The organism is Streptomyces sp. NPDC037054, assembly GCF_055606745.1.
In genome coordinates this window covers 49852-66458 of sequence record NZ_JBVJSJ010000019.1, presented here as the reverse complement: position 1 = coordinate 66458, position 16607 = coordinate 49852, and the positions used below count along the sequence as shown (strand labels likewise).

At 73.3% G+C, this 16607-nt stretch carries 12 protein-coding genes and 1 pseudogene; 3 read left to right on the top strand and 10 right to left on the bottom strand.

The window, feature by feature from the left end:
- Nucleotides 1-28 precede the first annotated feature (28 nt).
- Nucleotides 29-1849 carry a S9 family peptidase gene (locus ACZ7D7_RS32675; protein ID WP_470829073.1) on the bottom strand — a complete coding sequence of 607 codons (1821 nt, stop codon included), beginning with the start codon at nucleotides 1847-1849 and terminating at the stop codon, nucleotides 29-31.
- Between the two features lie 146 nt (nucleotides 1850-1995).
- On the opposite strand from ACZ7D7_RS32675, the gene ACZ7D7_RS32670 reads away from it, so the two are divergent.
- A complete protein-coding gene (locus ACZ7D7_RS32670; RefSeq protein WP_470829072.1) occupies nucleotides 1996-2787 on the top strand; it encodes an SURF1 family protein in 792 nt (263 codons plus the stop codon).
- A 7-nt stretch (nucleotides 2788-2794) separates the two neighbouring features.
- On the opposite strand, the gene ACZ7D7_RS32665 is transcribed toward ACZ7D7_RS32670, so the two are convergent.
- The 7 genes from ACZ7D7_RS32665 to ACZ7D7_RS32635 all read right to left on the bottom strand — a co-directional run bounded on the left by ACZ7D7_RS32665 (nucleotide 2795) and on the right by ACZ7D7_RS32635 (nucleotide 9609).
- On the bottom strand, nucleotides 2795-4108 hold the full coding sequence (locus ACZ7D7_RS32665) for a hypothetical protein (RefSeq protein WP_470829071.1): 1314 nt from the start codon (nucleotides 4106-4108) through the stop codon (nucleotides 2795-2797).
- 98 nt (nucleotides 4109-4206) lie between these two features.
- Nucleotides 4207-4875: a SigE family RNA polymerase sigma factor gene (locus tag ACZ7D7_RS32660; RefSeq protein WP_470829070.1), complete on the bottom strand. Its 669-nt coding sequence runs from the start codon at nucleotides 4873-4875 to the stop codon at nucleotides 4207-4209.
- Nucleotides 4876-5323: 448 nt separating this feature from the next.
- Nucleotides 5324-6385 (bottom strand): aspartate-semialdehyde dehydrogenase, encoded by a 1062-nt coding sequence (locus tag ACZ7D7_RS32655; RefSeq protein WP_470829068.1) that lies wholly within the window; start codon nucleotides 6383-6385, stop codon nucleotides 5324-5326.
- Nucleotides 6385-7662 carry an aspartate kinase gene (locus tag ACZ7D7_RS32650; RefSeq protein ID WP_470829066.1) on the bottom strand — a complete coding sequence of 426 codons (1278 nt, stop codon included), beginning with the start codon at nucleotides 7660-7662 and terminating at the stop codon, nucleotides 6385-6387. Before ACZ7D7_RS32650 ends, ACZ7D7_RS32655 begins: the two co-directional genes overlap by 1 nt.
- A 272-nt stretch (nucleotides 7663-7934) precedes the next feature.
- The gene (locus tag ACZ7D7_RS32645) at nucleotides 7935-8594 is read right to left on the bottom strand and encodes a DUF5063 domain-containing protein (protein ID WP_470829064.1); all 660 of its coding nucleotides are present in this window, start codon (nucleotides 8592-8594) and stop codon (nucleotides 7935-7937) included.
- On the bottom strand, nucleotides 8587-9186 hold the full coding sequence (gene recR / locus ACZ7D7_RS32640) for a recombination mediator RecR (RefSeq protein WP_470829063.1): 600 nt from the start codon (nucleotides 9184-9186) through the stop codon (nucleotides 8587-8589). The genes ACZ7D7_RS32645 and recR overlap by 8 nt, the downstream gene beginning before the upstream one ends.
- Before the next feature lie 81 nt (nucleotides 9187-9267).
- Nucleotides 9268-9609 (bottom strand): YbaB/EbfC family nucleoid-associated protein, encoded by a 342-nt coding sequence (locus tag ACZ7D7_RS32635; protein ID WP_470829061.1) that lies wholly within the window; start codon nucleotides 9607-9609, stop codon nucleotides 9268-9270.
- A 275-nt stretch (nucleotides 9610-9884) separates the two neighbouring features.
- Between ACZ7D7_RS32635 and ACZ7D7_RS32630 the strand changes: the two genes are divergently transcribed.
- Together ACZ7D7_RS32630 and ACZ7D7_RS32625 are read left to right on the top strand one after the other, a co-directional pair.
- Nucleotides 9885-10634: an SLATT domain-containing protein gene (locus ACZ7D7_RS32630; RefSeq protein WP_470829060.1), complete on the top strand. Its 750-nt coding sequence runs from the start codon at nucleotides 9885-9887 to the stop codon at nucleotides 10632-10634.
- A gap of 142 nt (nucleotides 10635-10776) precedes the next feature.
- Complete coding sequence (locus tag ACZ7D7_RS32625; protein ID WP_470829058.1) at nucleotides 10777-13482, top strand: type 1 periplasmic-binding domain-containing protein; 2706 nt, start codon at nucleotides 10777-10779, stop codon at nucleotides 13480-13482.
- A 22-nt stretch (nucleotides 13483-13504) separates the two neighbouring features.
- Here the strand turns inward: ACZ7D7_RS32625 and ACZ7D7_RS32620 are convergent.
- Both ACZ7D7_RS32620 and ACZ7D7_RS32615 read right to left on the bottom strand, forming a co-directional pair.
- A pseudogene (locus ACZ7D7_RS32620) lies at nucleotides 13505-13969 on the bottom strand (type 2 periplasmic-binding domain-containing protein); the annotation flags it as partial.
- 244 nt (nucleotides 13970-14213) lie between these two features.
- On the bottom strand, nucleotides 14214-16550 hold the full coding sequence (locus ACZ7D7_RS32615; protein ID WP_470829056.1) for a protein kinase domain-containing protein: 2337 nt from the start codon (nucleotides 16548-16550) through the stop codon (nucleotides 14214-14216).
- Nucleotides 16551-16607 lie beyond the last annotated feature (57 nt).

Below are 16607 nucleotides of genomic sequence, written 5' to 3'. Positions count from 1 at the left end.
GCCCGGCACCCCGGCGCCCCCCGTCGGACTACGTCAAGTGGCGGGCGGCGAAGTCCAGTTCCAGCTGGACCTGCTTGATGCGCTCCTCCACGACCAGCGAGCCGTGGCCCGCGTCGTAGCGGTACACCTCGTGCTGGGCGCCCCTCGACTCCAGGCGCTTGACGTAGTTCTCGATCTGGCGGATCGGGCAGCGCGGGTCGTTGACCCCGGCCGAGATGTACACCGGGGCCTTGACCCGGTCGACGTACGTGATCGGCGACGACGCCTCGAAGCGGTCCGGGACCTCCTCCGGGGTGCCGCCCAGCAGGGTGCGGTCCATCGCCTTCAGCGCCTCCATCTCGTCGTGGTACGCCGTGACGTAGTCCGCGACCGGCACCGCCGCGATGCCCAGCGTCCAGTCGTCCGGCTGCACGCCGAGGCCGAGGAGGGTGAGGTAGCCGCCCCAGGAGCCGCCGGTCAGGACCAGCCGGCCGGGGTCCGCGAGGCCGGAGGCGATCGCCCATTCACGGACCGCCGCGATGTCCTCCAGCTCGATCAGTCCGACGCGGTGCTTCAGCGCGTCCGTCCAGGCGCGGCCGTAGCCCGTGGAGCCCCGGTAGTTGACGCGGACCACCGCGTACCCGTGGTCCACCCAGGCCGCCGGGCCCGCGGCGAAGGAGTCGCTGTCGTGCCACGTCGGGCCGCCGTGGATGTCGAAGACCGTCGGGAGCGGTCCCGTCGCGCCCGCCGGCTTCTGCACCAGGGCGTGGATGCGGCCGCCCGGCCCCTCCACCCACACGTCCTCGACGGGCACCGAGCCCGGCGACTTCATGCCGGGTGGGTCGAGGACGACCCGGCCGCTCGTGGAGCGCACCGCCGGCGGCTCGGCGGCCGACGACCACAGGTACTCCACGCTGCCGTCCGGGCGGGCCGTCGCCCCCGAGACCGTGCCCGCCGGGGTGGCGATCTCGGTCAGCTCGCGGCGCGCGAAGTCGTAACGGAACAGCTCGCTGCGGGCCTCGAAGCTGTGCGCGATGAGCAGGCCCGAGCCGTCCGGGTACCACTCGGCGCTCACGTCGCCCGGCAGCTCCAGCGCGAGGTCCGTCTGCTCGCCCGAGGCGACGTCCCACACCATCGGCTCCCAGCGGCCCCGGCGCTGGTGCCCGATCAGCAGCCGCGGGTCCCCGTCGACGGGGGCGAAGCCCAGCACCTCCAGGCCCAGCTCGTGCCTGCCGCCCTCGGTGTCGTCCAGCTCGGCGACGGTCGTGCCGTCCGGGCGCAGGACGCGCAGCGCCGAGTGCATCGCGTCGCCGTGCTCCGTGTGCTCGATCGCGATGAGCGTGCCGTCGTGCGAGAGGTCGCCGACGCCCGCCGACTCCCGGTGCCGGTAGATCTCCACCGTGTCCTCGCCCACGCGCGCGAGGTGGATCGTCGTGCCGTCCTCGTCCGTGGAGCGGCCCACCACCGCCGTACGGCCGTCCCTGCCCAGGGCCAGGCCCGCCGGGTACGACGGGTCCAGGCCCGGCACCGCCGGCTCGTCCTCGCCGCCCGTGAACGGCTGGCGGCGCCACACGCCGAACTCGTCGCCGTCCTTGTCGTCGAACCACCAGATCCACGCGCCGTCCGGGGAGAGCACGCCGTCCGTCGTGCCGTTCGGCCGGTCGGTCACCTGGCGCTGCTCACCCGTCGACCGGTCCCACGCGTACAGCTCGTACGTCCCCGTCGCGTTGGACACGAACAAGGAACGGTCCGGGGCGTCCTCCGCCCAGTCGGGAAGCGACACCCGGGGTGCCCGGAAGCGCTTCTCCCAGTCCGGCATGTCCTCGTTGCGCTGCTGATCCCGTGCCGCGGACCCGTTGCTCTCAGTCATGGCCCCATACTGCCCGTCCCCGGTGACAATCCGCTCCCGGGTCCGCAGCCCTGTGAACAACTTCCACGGGTCCCCCACCGGGCCCCGACCGGGCCGCCCCGACCCCGCGACCGGGGAACCCCGCGGTGCCCCGTACCGTTGAAGGCGTGTACCGGTTTCTGCTGACGCCCCGCTGGTGGGGGATCAACGTCTTCGTGCTGCTCGCCGTCCCGTTCTGCGTGTTCATGGGTTCCTGGCAGCTGGGCCGCTTCGAGGACCGCGTCCAGGAGGACCGGACGGTCACCGAGCAGGCCGAGGAGAACCGCGCGGAGGCACCCGCCGCGCTGGACGAGCTGCTGCCGGTGGACAAGGCGACCTCCGGCCGGCCGGCCACCGCCACCGGGCGGTACGCGGAGCAGTTGCTGATCCCCGACCGCGAGCTGGACGGCAAGCGCGGCTTCTACGTCCTGACGCTGCTGCGCACCGACACCGGCAAGGCCCTGCCCGTCGTCCGCGGCTGGCTGCCCGGCGCCGCCGACGCCGCGAAGGCCCCCGCCCCGCCGCGCGGCGAGGTCACCGTCACCGGGGCGCTCCAGGTGTCCGAGACGCCGGGCGACAACGGCGTGAGCGCCCGCAGCGGGTTCCCGGCCGGCCAGACCGGGGCGATCAGCGCGGCGTCCCTCGTGAACCTCGTGCCCTACGACGTGTACGACGCGTGGATCACGCTGGCCGACGCGGACTCCGGGATGACCGCGGTGCCGGCCGCCGCGCCGCAGGGCACGGGCCTGGACCTGAAGGCGTTCCAGAACCTCGGGTACACCGCGGAGTGGTTCGCCTTCGCCGGGTTCGTGGTCTTCATGTGGTTCCGGCTGCTGCGGCGCGAGGTGGAGTTCCTGCGGGACGCGGAGCTCGGACTGGTCGGGGCCGAGGGCCCGGACGCCGAGCGCGTCACCGCCTGAGCCGGTCCTACTGCGCCGCCAGGACTCCCGTCCAGTACACCGTTCCCGCGCAGGCGTTGGAGACCGTCACCGACGTCGAGGCGCCCGTGGCCGACGTGTACGTGACCGTGACGCTGCCGTCGGCCATGCCGTCCTCGGTGACCAGCTGGGCCTCCATGCCGGTGTCGCCCCCGGTGGAGGTGCCCGTGTTCGCCGTCGACGCCTCGCTGGGCGTCGGGTCGGGGGACGGGCCCGGGTCGCCGCCCGTCGTGCCGCCGCTGCCGTTGGTGGGGCACGTCTCCGACGGCACCCACGCGAACTTCACCTCGTACGCGGCGCCCGGCTCCAGCAGCAGGGCCGCGGACTCCGTCGACGGGTCGGGCAGGCCCGCCGCCGCGTCCCCGGCCACGTGCCGCTGGATGCCCACCTTCGCCGGGTCGGCCGCGCCGCCCGCCAGGGAGCCGACGCTGCCGGGACCGCCGACGGTGCAGGCGGCGGAGGAGACGTTGACGACGCGGAAGGAGCCGTAGACCGCGCCCGTGGAGTCCGGGGCGGCGCTGCTGCCGGCGGGCGCGCCCAGCTCGGCGGTCGTGCACATCGCGGCGCCGCCGACGGCGGTGCTGGACGACGGGTCGGCGCCCTCGGTGACGCCGGTGCTCGCACCGGGGCCGCCGTTGTCCTTCTCGTTCTCCTTCTTGCCGTCCGGGTCCTTCTCCTCGGCCGTTCCGGCGTTGCCGTCGGAGGCGCCCCCGCCGGTGTCCGGGCCCTTGCCCTCGCTGGAGCCGCCCTGCGCCTGGGAGGTGTGGCCCACGGTGGAGGGGTTGGCGTCGGAGCCGGTGGAGTTGGAGACGTGGACGAGGGCCGGGACGGCGGTGCAGACGAACAGCGCCGCCGCCGCCATGCCCACGGCCGCCTGCCGCTTGCGGGCCCGCCGCGCGGGGACCGCCCGGCGCAGGTGTTCGAGGGTGCCGTCGCGGGGCTCGACGTCCTGCACCGCCTGGTGCAGCATCCTGCGCAGGGCCAGCTCGTCCGAGCCGAACCCGTCGAGGTCGTCGCGACCGTTCGTGTCGTGCCCGTTCGCGTCGCGACCGTTCACCGTGTCCCGTGCGCCGGACGCGACGAGCGCCGCGAGTGCGCCGAGCCCTTCGAGGGCCGGGTCAGCGGCCGTACGGGCGGCGGGTTCCGGCGTCGCCGGTTCCTCAGCCGGTTCCTTCGCCGGTTCCCGCCCGGTGTCGGGTTCGCGCTCCTCGGAGGCCTGCTCGGCGGCAGTCTCCCGCTCCTCGGAGCCCGGTTCGGCAGGCCCCCGCTTGTCGGGGCCCTGGTCGTCGGGGCCGTGGTTCACAGTTCCGTTCCCAGCGTGCGATTGCTTCGGATCTTGCCCGTTCAGCCGCGTCGGCTCGTGCCGCTCCCGCGGCTCTCCCCGCGCGTCGTGGCCGTCGCTCATGCCGGTGCCTCCATGGCCACCCGGAGCGCCGCGATGCCGCGTGAACCGTACGCCTTCACCGAGCCCAGCGAAATTCCGAGGGTCTCGGCGACCTGCGCCTCCGTCATGTCCGCGAAGTAGCGCAGGACGAGCACCTCGCGCTGGCGGCGCTGGAGGCCCTTCATCGCCTTGATCAGCGAGTCGCGCTCCAGCTGGTCGTAGGCACCCTCCTCCGCGCTGGCCATGTCGGGCATCGGCTTCGACAGCAGCTTCAGACCGAGGATGCGCCGGCGCAGCGCCGAGCGGGAGAGGTTCACGACCGTCTGGCGCAGGTACGCGAGCGTCTTCTCGGGGTCGCGGACGCGCTTGCGCGCGGAGTGGACCCGGATGAAGGCCTCCTGGACGACGTCCTCGCACGAGGCCGTGTCGTCGAGGAGGAGCGCGGCGAGACCGAGCAGCGAACGATAGTGCGTGCGGTACGTCTCGGTGAGGTGATCGACGGTCGTGCCGGCGGCCGCGACGTCCTCGGCCCCGTCACGCTGGCTCGGAATGCGGGCGGGCCGCGCTGCGGGCATCGGCGCGATCACCGGCATGCCACCGGGCGCACCGGTGACGCGGGATCGCCGGGGCGGCCGGAGAGCCGTGCCGCGGGACGCCGCCACTGAGAAGTCGAGTACCTCTGCCACGCCTGTTGGACACGCCGACCCCCAAGAGGGTTGTACGTGCCGGCCGTCACGTTCCCGCCGATCGGCACGGCAGACCGCGCTCTGCCGGCAGGCTGCACAACCGACGCTGCATCGAATGCCCTCATGCGTCCCGCTCTTCCCCTGTGTCCCATAAGAATCGGACGTCCCCACGTCCGCCGCGCGGCGTCCCCACGCCGCGCCGAACGCGCCCCTCGCCCCGCCCAGGACGACCGCAAAGACGCTCCCCGCCCTCCGCGTGGTTGCGGAGGGCGGGGAGGAAATCCTCGGATGCCGAAGGTGCCGCGTACAAGGGGTCCGGATCATCGACCGGCTCACATCTTGTGCACAGATCCTACAAACGTTTTCCGCCGGTGCTTCTGGTTTTCCTGCCGACCCCCGTGCGGGGCGGAAGAAACGGCCGGGTACTCAGGAGAATACGGCCGGGTGCTCAGGAGAATTCGGCCGCCACCAGCTCCGCGATCTGCGCGGTGTTGAGCGCGGCGCCCTTGCGGAGGTTGTCGCCGCAGACGAAGAGTTCGAGCGCGGTGGGGTCGTCGAGGGCCCGCCGGACCCGGCCCACCCACGTCGGATCGGTGCCGACCACGTCGGCGGGCGTGGGGAACTCGCCCGCGGCAGGGTTGTCGAAAAGCACGACGCCGGGAGCCGTCGCGATGATCTCGCGGGCCCGGTCCACGGTGACCTCGCCCTCGAAGCGGGCGTGCACGGTCAACGAGTGCGTGGTGATCACCGGAACCCGTACGCAGGTGACGGCGACAGGGAGCCGGGGCAGGCCGAGGATCTTGCGGGACTCGTTGCGGATCTTCATCTCCTCCGAGGACCAGCCGTCCTCGACCGGGGACCCGACCCACGGCACGACGTTCAGCGCGACGGGCTCCGGAAAGGGCCCGGTGTTGTCCCCGACGGCCCGCCGCACGTCGCCCGGACTGGTCCCCAGTTCCGTGCCGGCGACCAGGGAGAGCTGCTGCCGCAGCGTATCCACGCCGGCCCGCCCGGCCCCGCTCACCGCCTGGTACGAGGAGACCACCAGCTCGCGCAGCCCGAACTCGGCGTGCAGCGCGCCCAGCGCGACGATCATGGACAGCGTCGTGCAGTTGGGGTTGGCGACGATCCCGCGCGGCCTGTTGCGCACGGCGTGCGGATTGACCTCGGGCACGACGAGGGGCACGTCCGGGTCCATCCGGAACGCGCCGGAGTTGTCGACCACCACCACGCCCTTGGCGGCGGCGATCGGCGCCCAGTGCGCGGCGACCTCGTCGGGCACGTCGAACATGGCGACGTCGACCCCGTCGAAGGCGTCCTCGGTGAGCGCGACGACCTCGGTCTCCTCGCCCCGCACGGCCAGCTTGCGGCCGGCCGAGCGCGGCGAGGCGACCAGGCGGATCTCGCCCCAGATGTCGGCGTGCTGGGACAGGATCTGGAGCATGACGGCGCCGACGGCCCCGGTCGCGCCCACGACCGCGAGCGTCGGTCGCCGTCCGGACCGCTCCATCAGCGGCCGGTGCCTCCGTAGACGACGGCCTCGTCGCTGTCGGAGTCCAGACCGAAAGCGGTGTGGACGGCGCGGACGGCCTCGGCGACGTCGTCCTTGCGCGTGACGACCGAGATGCGGATCTCGGAGGTCGAGATCAGCTCGATGTTCACACCGGCGTCGGACAGCGCGGTGAAGAAGTCGGCGGTGACGCCGGGGTTCGTCTTCATGCCGGCGCCGACGAGGGAGATCTTGCCGATCTGGTCGTCGTAGCGCAGCGACTCGAAGCCGATGCCCGCGCGGTTCTTCTCCAGCGCGTCGATGGCCTTGCGGCCCTCGGTCTTGGGCAGCGTGAAGGAGATGTCCGTGAGGCCCGTGGAGGCGGCGGACACGTTCTGCACGACCATGTCGATGTTGATCTCGGCGTCGGCGATCGTGCGGAAGATCGCGGCCGCCTCGCCCGGCTTGTCCGGCACGCCGACGACCGTGACCTTGGCCTCGGAGGTGTCGTGCGCGACACCGGAGATGATGGCCTGCTCCACGTGCTTGTCCCCTTGGTTGATCGGCTCGCTGCTGACCCACGTGCCCTGCAGCCCGCTGAAGGAGGAGCGGACGTGGATCGGGATGTTGTACCGGCGGGCGTACTCCACGCAGCGGTGGAGCAGCACCTTGGACCCGGAGGCCGCCAGTTCGAGCATGTCCTCGAACGAGATCCAGTCGATCTTGCGGGCCTTCTTCACCACGCGCGGGTCGGCGGTGAACACGCCGTCGACGTCCGTGTAGATCTCGCAGACCTCGGCGTCGAGGGCGGCGGCCAGCGCGACCGCCGTGGTGTCGGAGCCGCCGCGGCCCAGCGTGGTGATGTCCTTGCTGTCCTGGCTGACGCCCTGGAAGCCGGCGACGATGGCGATGTTGCCCTCGTCCACCGAGGCCCGGATGCGGCCCGGCGTCACATCGATGATCCGCGCTTTGTTGTGGACCGAGTCGGTGATGACACCTGCCTGGCTGCCCGTGAACGACTGGGCCTCGTGGCCCAGGTTTTTGATCGCCATGGCCAGCAGCGCCATGGAGATACGCTCTCCGGCGGTCAGCAGCATGTCGAGCTCGCGCCCGGCAGGGATCGGGGAAACCTGCTCGGCGAGATCGATCAGCTCGTCCGTCGTGTCGCCCATCGCGGAGACCACGGCAACCACCTGGTTGCCGTTCTTCTTGGCTTCCACGATCCGCTTGGCGACGCGCTTGATGCCTTCGGCATCGGCTACGGAGGAGCCTCCGTACTTCTGCACGACAAGGCCCACGTGCGCTCCTCGCTCAGTCCGTCTCTGTCCGCACGTACGCATTCGCACTGCGGTCGGCTCAGTTTAACGAGCGCCCGGGAACACCCCGGGTGATACCACATCGTGAGATGTCCCGCTCACGACATGATCACCCGGCTGTTCCCGGGCCGCTCCGGAAGGGCACATGCCCCACCCGACGCCGCGCACTCCGGAAAGTGGGCCAGGTCACGCCGCCACGCGAAGGATCCCGCCGCCACGCGAGGGGTCACGCCGCCACGCGAGGGGTCACGCCGCTACTTGACGGTGCGCAGGCCCAGCGGTCCCGCGATCTCCTCCGCCATCACGCGGCCCGCCTCGCGCTCCAGGGCCTCGTCGCCGAGGTCCTGGTCGGTGTCCAGGCCGTCCAGCTCCTCCAGGGGCTGGTTGAGACGGACGTGGGCGACCACGGACTGCAGGGCCCGCAGGGTCGCCGAGGCCGTCGAGCCCCAGTTGGAGAAGTACGAGAACTGCCACCACCACAGCGCCTCCGTGGTGCGGCCGGCCTTGTAGTGGGCCATGCCGTGGCGCAGGTCGGTGATGACGTCGGTCAGGTCGTCGGAGATCCGGGCCGGCACCGGTGCCTTGCGCGGCTCGTAGGGGTCGAAGACCTCCGAGTAGATGTCGATGGGCTCCAGCAGACGGGCGAGGTTCTCGCGCAGCTCGTCCACGTCCGGCTCCGGGCCCAGGTCGGGCTCGTAGCGCTCGTCCGGCACGATGTCCTCGTGCGCGCCGAGACGGCCGCCCGCCAGGAGCAGCTGGGAGACCTCCAGGAGGAGGAAGGGGATGGCCGATTCCGGCTCGTCGCCCTTGGCCACCTCGGTGACCGCTACGAGGAAGCTCTCCACTTGATCCGCGATCTGGACCGCGAAGTCGTCCGGGTCGTGGCTGGTCGCGTGCAGCGTGGCGTCAGACATCTAGGAGTCGTCTCCCCTCGAAGGCGCGGCCGAGCGTGACCTCGTCCGCGTATTCCAGGTCGCCGCCCACCGGGAGGCCGCTGGCCAGGCGGGTGACCTTGAGGCCCATGGGCTTGATCATGCGGGCGAGGTACGTGGCCGTGGCCTCGCCCTCCAGATTCGGGTCCGTGGCCAGGATCAGCTCGGTGACCGTGCCGTCCGCCAGGCGGGCCAGCAGTTCCCGGATGCGCAGGTCGTCGGGGCCGACGCCGTCGATGGGGCTGATCGCGCCGCCCAGGACGTGGTAGTGGCCCCGGAACTCCCGGGTGCGCTCGATCGCCACGACGTCCTTGGGTTCCTCGACGATGCAGATGACGGAGGGGTCGCGGCGGCTGTCGCGGCAGATGCCGCACAGCTCCTCCTGCGCGACGTTGCCGCAGGTCGCGCAGAAGCGGACCTTCGCCTTGACCTCCATCAGGGCGTGCGCGAGGCGCCGTACGTCCGTCGGTTCCGCCTGGAGGACGTGGAAGGCGATCCGCTGCGCGCTCTTGGGACCGACGCCGGGCAGCCGCCCGAGCTCGTCGATGAGGTCCTGGACCACGCCTTCGTACAACGGACTGCCGCCCTTCCTGGGGTTCCTTCAGTACATACGCTAGTTGGCCGGGGCTGTCCGAGAAAGGCGGCGGGACCGCTCTCAGAAGGGCAGGCCCGGGATGCCGCCGCCGCCCAGGCCCTGGGCCAGCGGGCCGAGCTTCTGCTGCTGGAGCGCCTGCGCGTTCTCGTTGGCCGCGTGGACGGCCGCGACGACCAGGTCGGCGAGGGTCTCGGTGTCGTCCGGGTCCACCGCCTTCGGGTCGATCCTCAGCGCCCGCAGTTCGCCGGAGCCGGTGACGGTCGCCTGCACCAGGCCGCCGCCCGCCTGCCCGTCGACCTCCGTCTGCGCCAGTTCCTCCTGCGCCCGCTGCAGGTCCTGCTGCATCTTCTGGGCCTGCTGGAGCAGTTGCTGCATGTTGGGCTGGCCACCACCGGGGATCACGATCAGCTCCTCTTCGGGGCACGTACGACACGGGATTTCCGCGCTTTTCCGTTCGGCACGAGCCTACGTGGTCACCACGGGCGATGCCCCGCCACTCTTTCGAGTGATGCGCATCCGACTCCCATACCTGATCAAGCGCCACTTCCGGGCGGAAAGGCAGCGAAACCCGCCTCATCGCCACCCATTGGGCGGTAGGAAGGGGGCCGTCGCAACGGCATCAGGTGTCACAGCAGCTCCACAGAGCGTCACGCACCGTGATCAGTAGGGAGTGCCGGGTGGGTCAGCCGGAGATGCAGCCCGAGGGTCCGCCACAGGACGGCCGGGGCGAGGGCGCCGCCCGCGTGCGGCCGGGCGACCTCACGGGCCGGCCCTTTCCGCTCGGCGACTGGGAGGAACCCGCCCAGCGACTGGACGAGCTGTACCGGTGGGTGGAACGCGGCGCGCTGGACACGGCGGCCTGGTACCTCGCCGACCGGGTGTGGAAGCGGCGCGGGGCGCGGACCCTGCGCTGCGGTGCCGCCGCCGGCGCGGTCACCGGGGCCGCGCTGCCCCTGCTGGACCTGACCGGAGTCCTGGGCGGCGCCGCCCCCTGGGGATACCTGGCGCTGCTGCTGGCGGCGGCGTGCGTGGCCACCGACCGGTTCTTCGGGGTGACGTCCGGCTGGATAAGGGACGTCGCGACCGCCCAGGCGGTACAGCGGCGGCTCCAGGCGCTCCAGTTCGACTGGGCCTCCGAGTGCGTGCGGGAGGTCCTCGGGCCGACGGAGGGCACCGCCGGGGAGGCCGCCGAGCGGTGCCTGGGCGTGCTGCGGCGCTTCTCGGAGGACGTGACGGAGCTGGTGCGCGCCGAGACCGCCGACTGGATGGTGGAGTTCCGCACCGGCGCCGCGCCGCTCGGCATCCAGGCGGTCGCGCCCGGCGGCTCCCGGCCCGAGCCGGGCGCGCCGAACGGCCGCTTCCCGCTGCCGCCGGGGGCCGCCGCCCGCCCGAACATGCCCCGGCAGCGCCCGCCCGAGCCGCGCTGACCCCGTCGGCGCGAGGGCACGGGCCCCGGGCCGTCGTCACGCTTCGAGGAACGCGCACATACCCGTTGTGACCGGGCCACCCGACGCGTACCCTCTCCAATTCCCAACACGGCGACGGCAGTTGGCAACGGGGGCCTTGCGCATGACGCCATTTCGGAGCGATTCCGACGAGCTCTTTCCCGACCCGGAGAACGCCAGGGCGGACCTCTTCGTCGGCGAGTACCCGACCGCGGTCGCACCCTCCGACCCCGCCCGGCTGGCCACCCGGCCACCCCTGATCCTCTTCCGCATCGACGCCGAGGGCAGCACGTACGCGAGCGGCACCGCCCGCGTCCTGGCGGCGCTGCACCGGCCCCTGGACGACCGCGGCAAGCTCGTCCCGTACGCCCTCGTGCACGCCGACACCGAGCCCGTGCTGCTCACCGAGGCGGCCGGCGTGGCGCTCGCGGACGGCACGCCGCGCCGCATGACACCCGACCGGTACCCGCACTTCAACGCGGTCCTGTCGCTCGTCACCCACATCCGGACCAACCCCGGACAGCCGGCCGGCGGACGCGCCGAGGAACTGCGCCGGCACGCCTACGACAGCCGGCAGCGGGAACGGCGCGGCCTGATCGGGCACCTGCCGCGCCCCGCCTCGACCGATCTGACACCCGACGGCGGCGGTGTGCGGGACTGGCTGTTCAAGGTCTTCTGGCTCTCCTTCACCTACTACCTGCCGCGCCGGATCTGGACCGCGTGGACCTCGCGGAAGGTGATGCGGCGCTGGCTCGGCGCCATGCGGGAGGCCGGCGGCCGCCGGGACCTGTACGAGGTGATGGCGCACGTCGCCGCCACCCAGGCGCCCCGGCTGCGCGGCGCACCCGGCGGGCAGCGCCACGAGGAGGCCCTCCACTCCCTGGAGAAGCTGCTGCTGCGCGCGCTGCTGGAGGACCTCGCCACCCCGAAGGCCGGCCGGCGCCTGCCCAAGCGGCGCCGCCGCACCGCCCGGCCCGTGCTGCTCGTCGAGGTGCCGCCGGACGGCGCCGACGGCGCCCCGCGCGCCGAGCGCTTCCTGCGCGTCCTGCACGAGCTGCGCGACACCGCCCCGCGCCCGGGGCCGCTCGTCGTCGCCGTCGGCAGCCCGTCCGCCGCGCTGATCGCCGAACTCCAGCCGCGCGAGTGCACCTTCCCGCAGGCCGCCTCCGCGCTCGGCGCGCAGGACGGCACGCCCGTCATGGCGACCTTCCCCGCGGCGTCCCTGACCCGGCCGGGTCTGCCCGTCGAACGGGTCAGGCCGCGCAAGACGTTCCGCACCGGCTGGCGCACCACGACGTCGCTCCTCGCCGCCACCGCCGCGCTCGCCCTCACGGCGACGGCCGTCTTCGTCGTCGACCGCCGGGGCGGCGACGACCGCGCCTGCCTCGGCGGCAGCGTGTCCGTCGCCCCCGAGGCCCGCACCGAGCCCGTGCCCCTGGACTCCAAGGGCTGGTACGACGCCGCGCTGCGGGCCATCGGCGAGCAGAACCGGCGTGCCGAGGACTACGCCCGTCAGGGCCGCGCCGTGCGCACCGTCGTCGTCTTCGTCTCCAGCCGGCCGCGCACCGAGGACGAGGCACGCTTCGACGGGACGATCCCGGAGCTGCGCGGCATCGCCATGTGGCAGCAGAAGCTGAACGGCGACGCCTCCTCCGACGAGAACCTCGTACCGCTGCGCGTCGACGTGCGGCCCACCGGGGAGGCGTACCGCGACGCGGTGCCCGAGGCCCGGAAGCTGGTCGCCGAGGTCCGCGCCGAGGACTCCGGGCCCGACCACGAGAAGGTCGTCGGCGTCCTCGCGTACGCGCAGAGCCGCGAGGAGACGCGGGCCGCGCTGGAGGTGCTCGGCGCGGCCCGCATCCCCACCGTCGGCACCACCGCCACGGCCAACGAGATGCTCGCCGGGGACGCCAGCCTCAGCTACTGGCCGTTCACCCCGGACAACGGGCGAGAGGCGCGCATCGAGGCGGACTTCGCGAGCAGTTCGCCCATCATCGCCCGGCGCGACGACGGCGACCGCTGCACCTCCGCCGGGCACGCCGTCGTGATCGAGTCCTCCGCCGACCTCTACAGCCGCAGCCTCGCCGGACGGTTCGTGGCGGCCTTCCCCGGCACCACGCAGATCTTCAACTTCAACCAGGACGGCGACTTCGACCCGGAACCGCCGGGCGGCGCGCCCAACCTGTCCAGCGCCAACGTGCTCGCCGAGCAGCTCTGCCTGGCGCTCGCCGAGAAGCCGGACTCCGTCGTGTACTGGTCGGCGCGGGCCAAGGACTTCACCGCGTTCGTCACGGCCATGGACACCAACGGGACCTGTCTCGATCACCCGATCACGGTGCTCGGCGGGAACGAGCTGACCAACGTGGCGCAGACCGGCGTCTTCGCCAACAAGAACTGGCTCAGGCTGTACTACTCGGCGCACCGGCTGCCCGTCACCAGCGAGTTCGCCACCGTCAAGACCAAGCAGTTCGTGGCCGCGTACGACGAGTTCGTGGAGAACACGACGCGCGGCACCGACCCGTGGCGGCAGGACGGCCACTCGGCGGTGTCCTACGACGCCTTCCACGTCCTGTCGCAGGCGGTGGCCCGGGCGTGGCTGCTCGACGAGGAGGTCGACCGGCGTTCGGTGCTGATCGCGCTCAGCGGCGGACTCGCCTTCAACGGCGCCACCGGGCACATCGCCTACGGCAAGGGCGGCAACGCCCCGCCCGTCGACAAGACGCTGGTGATCCTGCGCCAACTCGGCGACCGGCCGCAGGCCGTGCTGGTGTGCGGCGCCTACGACGAGGGCGTGTCGAGCGACGAGCAGGGGCCCCCGTGCGCCCCGTGACCGGACGACGGCCCGGGCGTCGTCAGGGCCCGGCGCACAGCCGCAGGCCCTCCGAGGTCCAGCACGGCAGATGGCCGTGGGTGCGGATGATGTCCTGGCCGTTGCCCCGGCCGAGGTAGGTCAGGAAGCTGGAGACGAGGGAGTCGGCGGGCGGCCGTCCGTACGTGTAGGCGTACTCCAGCTCGCGGTACGGGTAGTCGCTGGTGCCGTCCTCGATGGCGTCCACGGACGGATCCTGGCCGTCGAGCCGCACGAGGTGCAGGCCGCGGGCGTCCTGGGCGGCGTTGAACTCGCTGTAGCCGACGGCCCCGGGGATGTCGGCGACGGTGTTCAGCACCTGCTGGGTGGAGTCGAGTTCGCAGCGGACGACCGGTGAGGCAGGGTAGTCCTTGTGGCGGCAGTCGACGGAGGTGTTGGCGATCTCGCTGCCGCCGAGCACGCGACGCTGGAAGACCTGACGCGTACCGGAGTTGGCGTCCCGGCCGAGCCGACGCGTTTGCGGCGCGGGACCCGGCGCTCGTACCAGACCATGACGCCCGAGGCGACGATGCCGAGCAACGCCGTCGCCACGGCCACGAGGTTCTCCGCGCTCAGCCACTCCATCGTGGGTGCCCCCGCCACTTCCCGGAGTCCGACAGGGCGATCACCGTACGGCCGCGGGGGCACGCGATCAGGACACGTCGCCGGAAGTTCTTCCGGCGTTCAACGGCCTTGTGTCCACGGCCACTTGGTCACTCCCGGCGGTAGACGAGCCGCTCCCCGCTGCTGGAGTTGAAGCGCTCCAGCGCGCCGTCCTGCCGCAGCGTGACCTCGGTGGCGGCGCCCGGGGAGCACGCGGTGGCGGGCTGTCCGCTGCGCACGGTGGACGGGCCGATGGCCAGGGCCCCGTCGGCGCCGGGCTTCTCGCTCAACTCGGCGACGAACACGCACCGGTAGTCGCCGCCGCCGTCGACGGGCCCCTCGGCGACAAGGGTCAGGACGGTGTCGCCCACCTCGCCCTGCTGGATGGTCAGCCGCCGGGGGTGCCGCCCGGACGCGTTGTCGATGGCGGTGGTCCAGGTGCCGAGGTATCCGGTGGGAATCGCGCCGTCGGCCGACGGGGAGGGGGAGCCGGTGGCGGGGTCGGAACCCGGCCCGGACGAGCCGGGGTCGGCGGACTCGCGCTCGTCACCGACGGTCGGGCCGGGTCCGGGGCCGGCGCCGGTCCGGTCGTCCCCGCGGTTCATCAGCGCGTACACGGACCCGCCGGCGGCGAGCGCGACGACCAGCGCGATGACGACGAGCAGCACGGTGGAACGCCCGCCGCCGTGCGGTGGGTTCTGCGGGGGGTGCGGGTCGTGGAGGTGGGTCGGGATGCCTGCGGCCGGGTGGCCGTAGGGGTGGTGGGGCGGGCTGCCTTGCGGGGGCGTGGCGTAGGGCGGGGGCTGGGTGGCGTACGGCGCGCCGTACGGCTGGGGCACTGTGCCGTACGCCGGGGACGGCGTGCCGTACGGCTGGGGCTGCGCGGCGTACGGCGGAGGTGGGGTGGCGGGGCCGCCGGGGGCGGCCGGCCGGGTGCCCGGGCTCGGTATCGGCGTGGAGGTCGGGGTCGGCGGCCCGGCGGCCGGGGCGGGTGCGGGTGTGGGTGTGGGCCGGGGGGTGCCCGGCGTCGGCGGAGGCGTGTGGGCCTGCCGGCCGGCGACGAGCGTGGGCAGGTTGTTCAGCGAATCCGGACCGCCCGCCACACCACCGGGGCCCGAGGCGAGCGAATCCCGACCGTCCGCCACGCCACCGGGGCCCGAGGCGAGCGAATCCCGACCGCCCGGCGCACCACCGGGGCCCGAGGCAGCCGAAGCCGCCGAAGCGCCCGCGGCTCCCGGAGGGCCCTCAGCCCCCGAAGGGCCCGAAGCCCCCGCACGGGCGTCGTCCCCGCGAGCGGCCGGCTGCGCGGGCACCGTGGGCGCGGCGGAGCCGTCCGGGTCGGCGGTCCCGCCCGGCGCGACGGCGGCCGCCCCCGCCACGGCACCCGCACCCGCACCCGCCGGCATGGCAGCCCTCGGCGTCGCGGCCCCCGGCGTCGCAGCCCGTGCCGGGGCCGGAGCGGAGACCGGGGCCGGAGCGGAGGCCGGGGTCGGTGCGGAGGCGGGGGTCGGTGCGGAGGCCGGGGCCGTCGGGTCCTCCGTGTCCAGCAGGCTCACCGCGTGCCGCCCCAGTTGGGCGACCAGGGAGGCCGGGAGCCACGGGTCGCGGGAGCGGCCGCCGGACACCGTGTCCTCCGCTCCCGTGCGCTCCAGGACACGGGCCGGCGTCGGCCGGGCGCCCGGGTCCTTCTTGAGGCAGTCGCGGACCAGGTCGGCGATGCCCTCGGGCACGCCCTCCAGGTCGGGCTCCTCCTGGGCGATGCGGAACATCAGCGCGTGCACACCGCTGTCGGCCGAGCCGAAGGGCAGCCTGCCGGTGGCGGCGTAGGCGAGCACCGAGCCGAGACAGAAGACGTCGCACGCCGGTGTGATCCGGTCGCCGCGCACCTGCTCGGGCGCCATGAAGCCCGGCGAGCCGACGACCGCGCCGGCCCGGGTCAGTCCCCCGTCGGTGACGGTCTCCAGCGCCCGCGCTATCCCGAAGTCGATGACGCGCGGCCCGTCGATGGTCACGAGCACGTTGGAGGGCTTGAGGTCGCGGTGGACGATCCCGGCGGCGTGGATGTCCTTCAGCGCGTGCGCGAGCCCGGCGGCGAGGGTGCGCACCGAGCGTTCCGGCAGCGCCCCGTGGTCGTGGCCGACGATCTGCTGGAGGCTCGGCCCGGCGACGTACCCGGTGGCCACCCACGGCACCGTCGCCTCCGTGTCCGCGTCGAGCACCGGCGCGGTCCAGAACCCGCCGACCTGCCGGGCGGCCCGTACCTCCTGCCGGAACCGCGCGCGGAACTCCTCCTGCCGGGACAGTTCCGCGCGCACGAGCTTCACGGCCACGGTGCGCCCGCGGTCCGACCGGGCGAGGTAGACGTGCCCCATGCCCCCTGCGCCGAGCCGCCCCAGCAACCGGTAGGCACCGATCACCTGCGGATCCCCCGGCCCGAGCTTCTCCATCAACCCGCCGCCTTCCCCCACACGAGCAACAGGCCGAGGATAGTGCCGGTCCGGGGC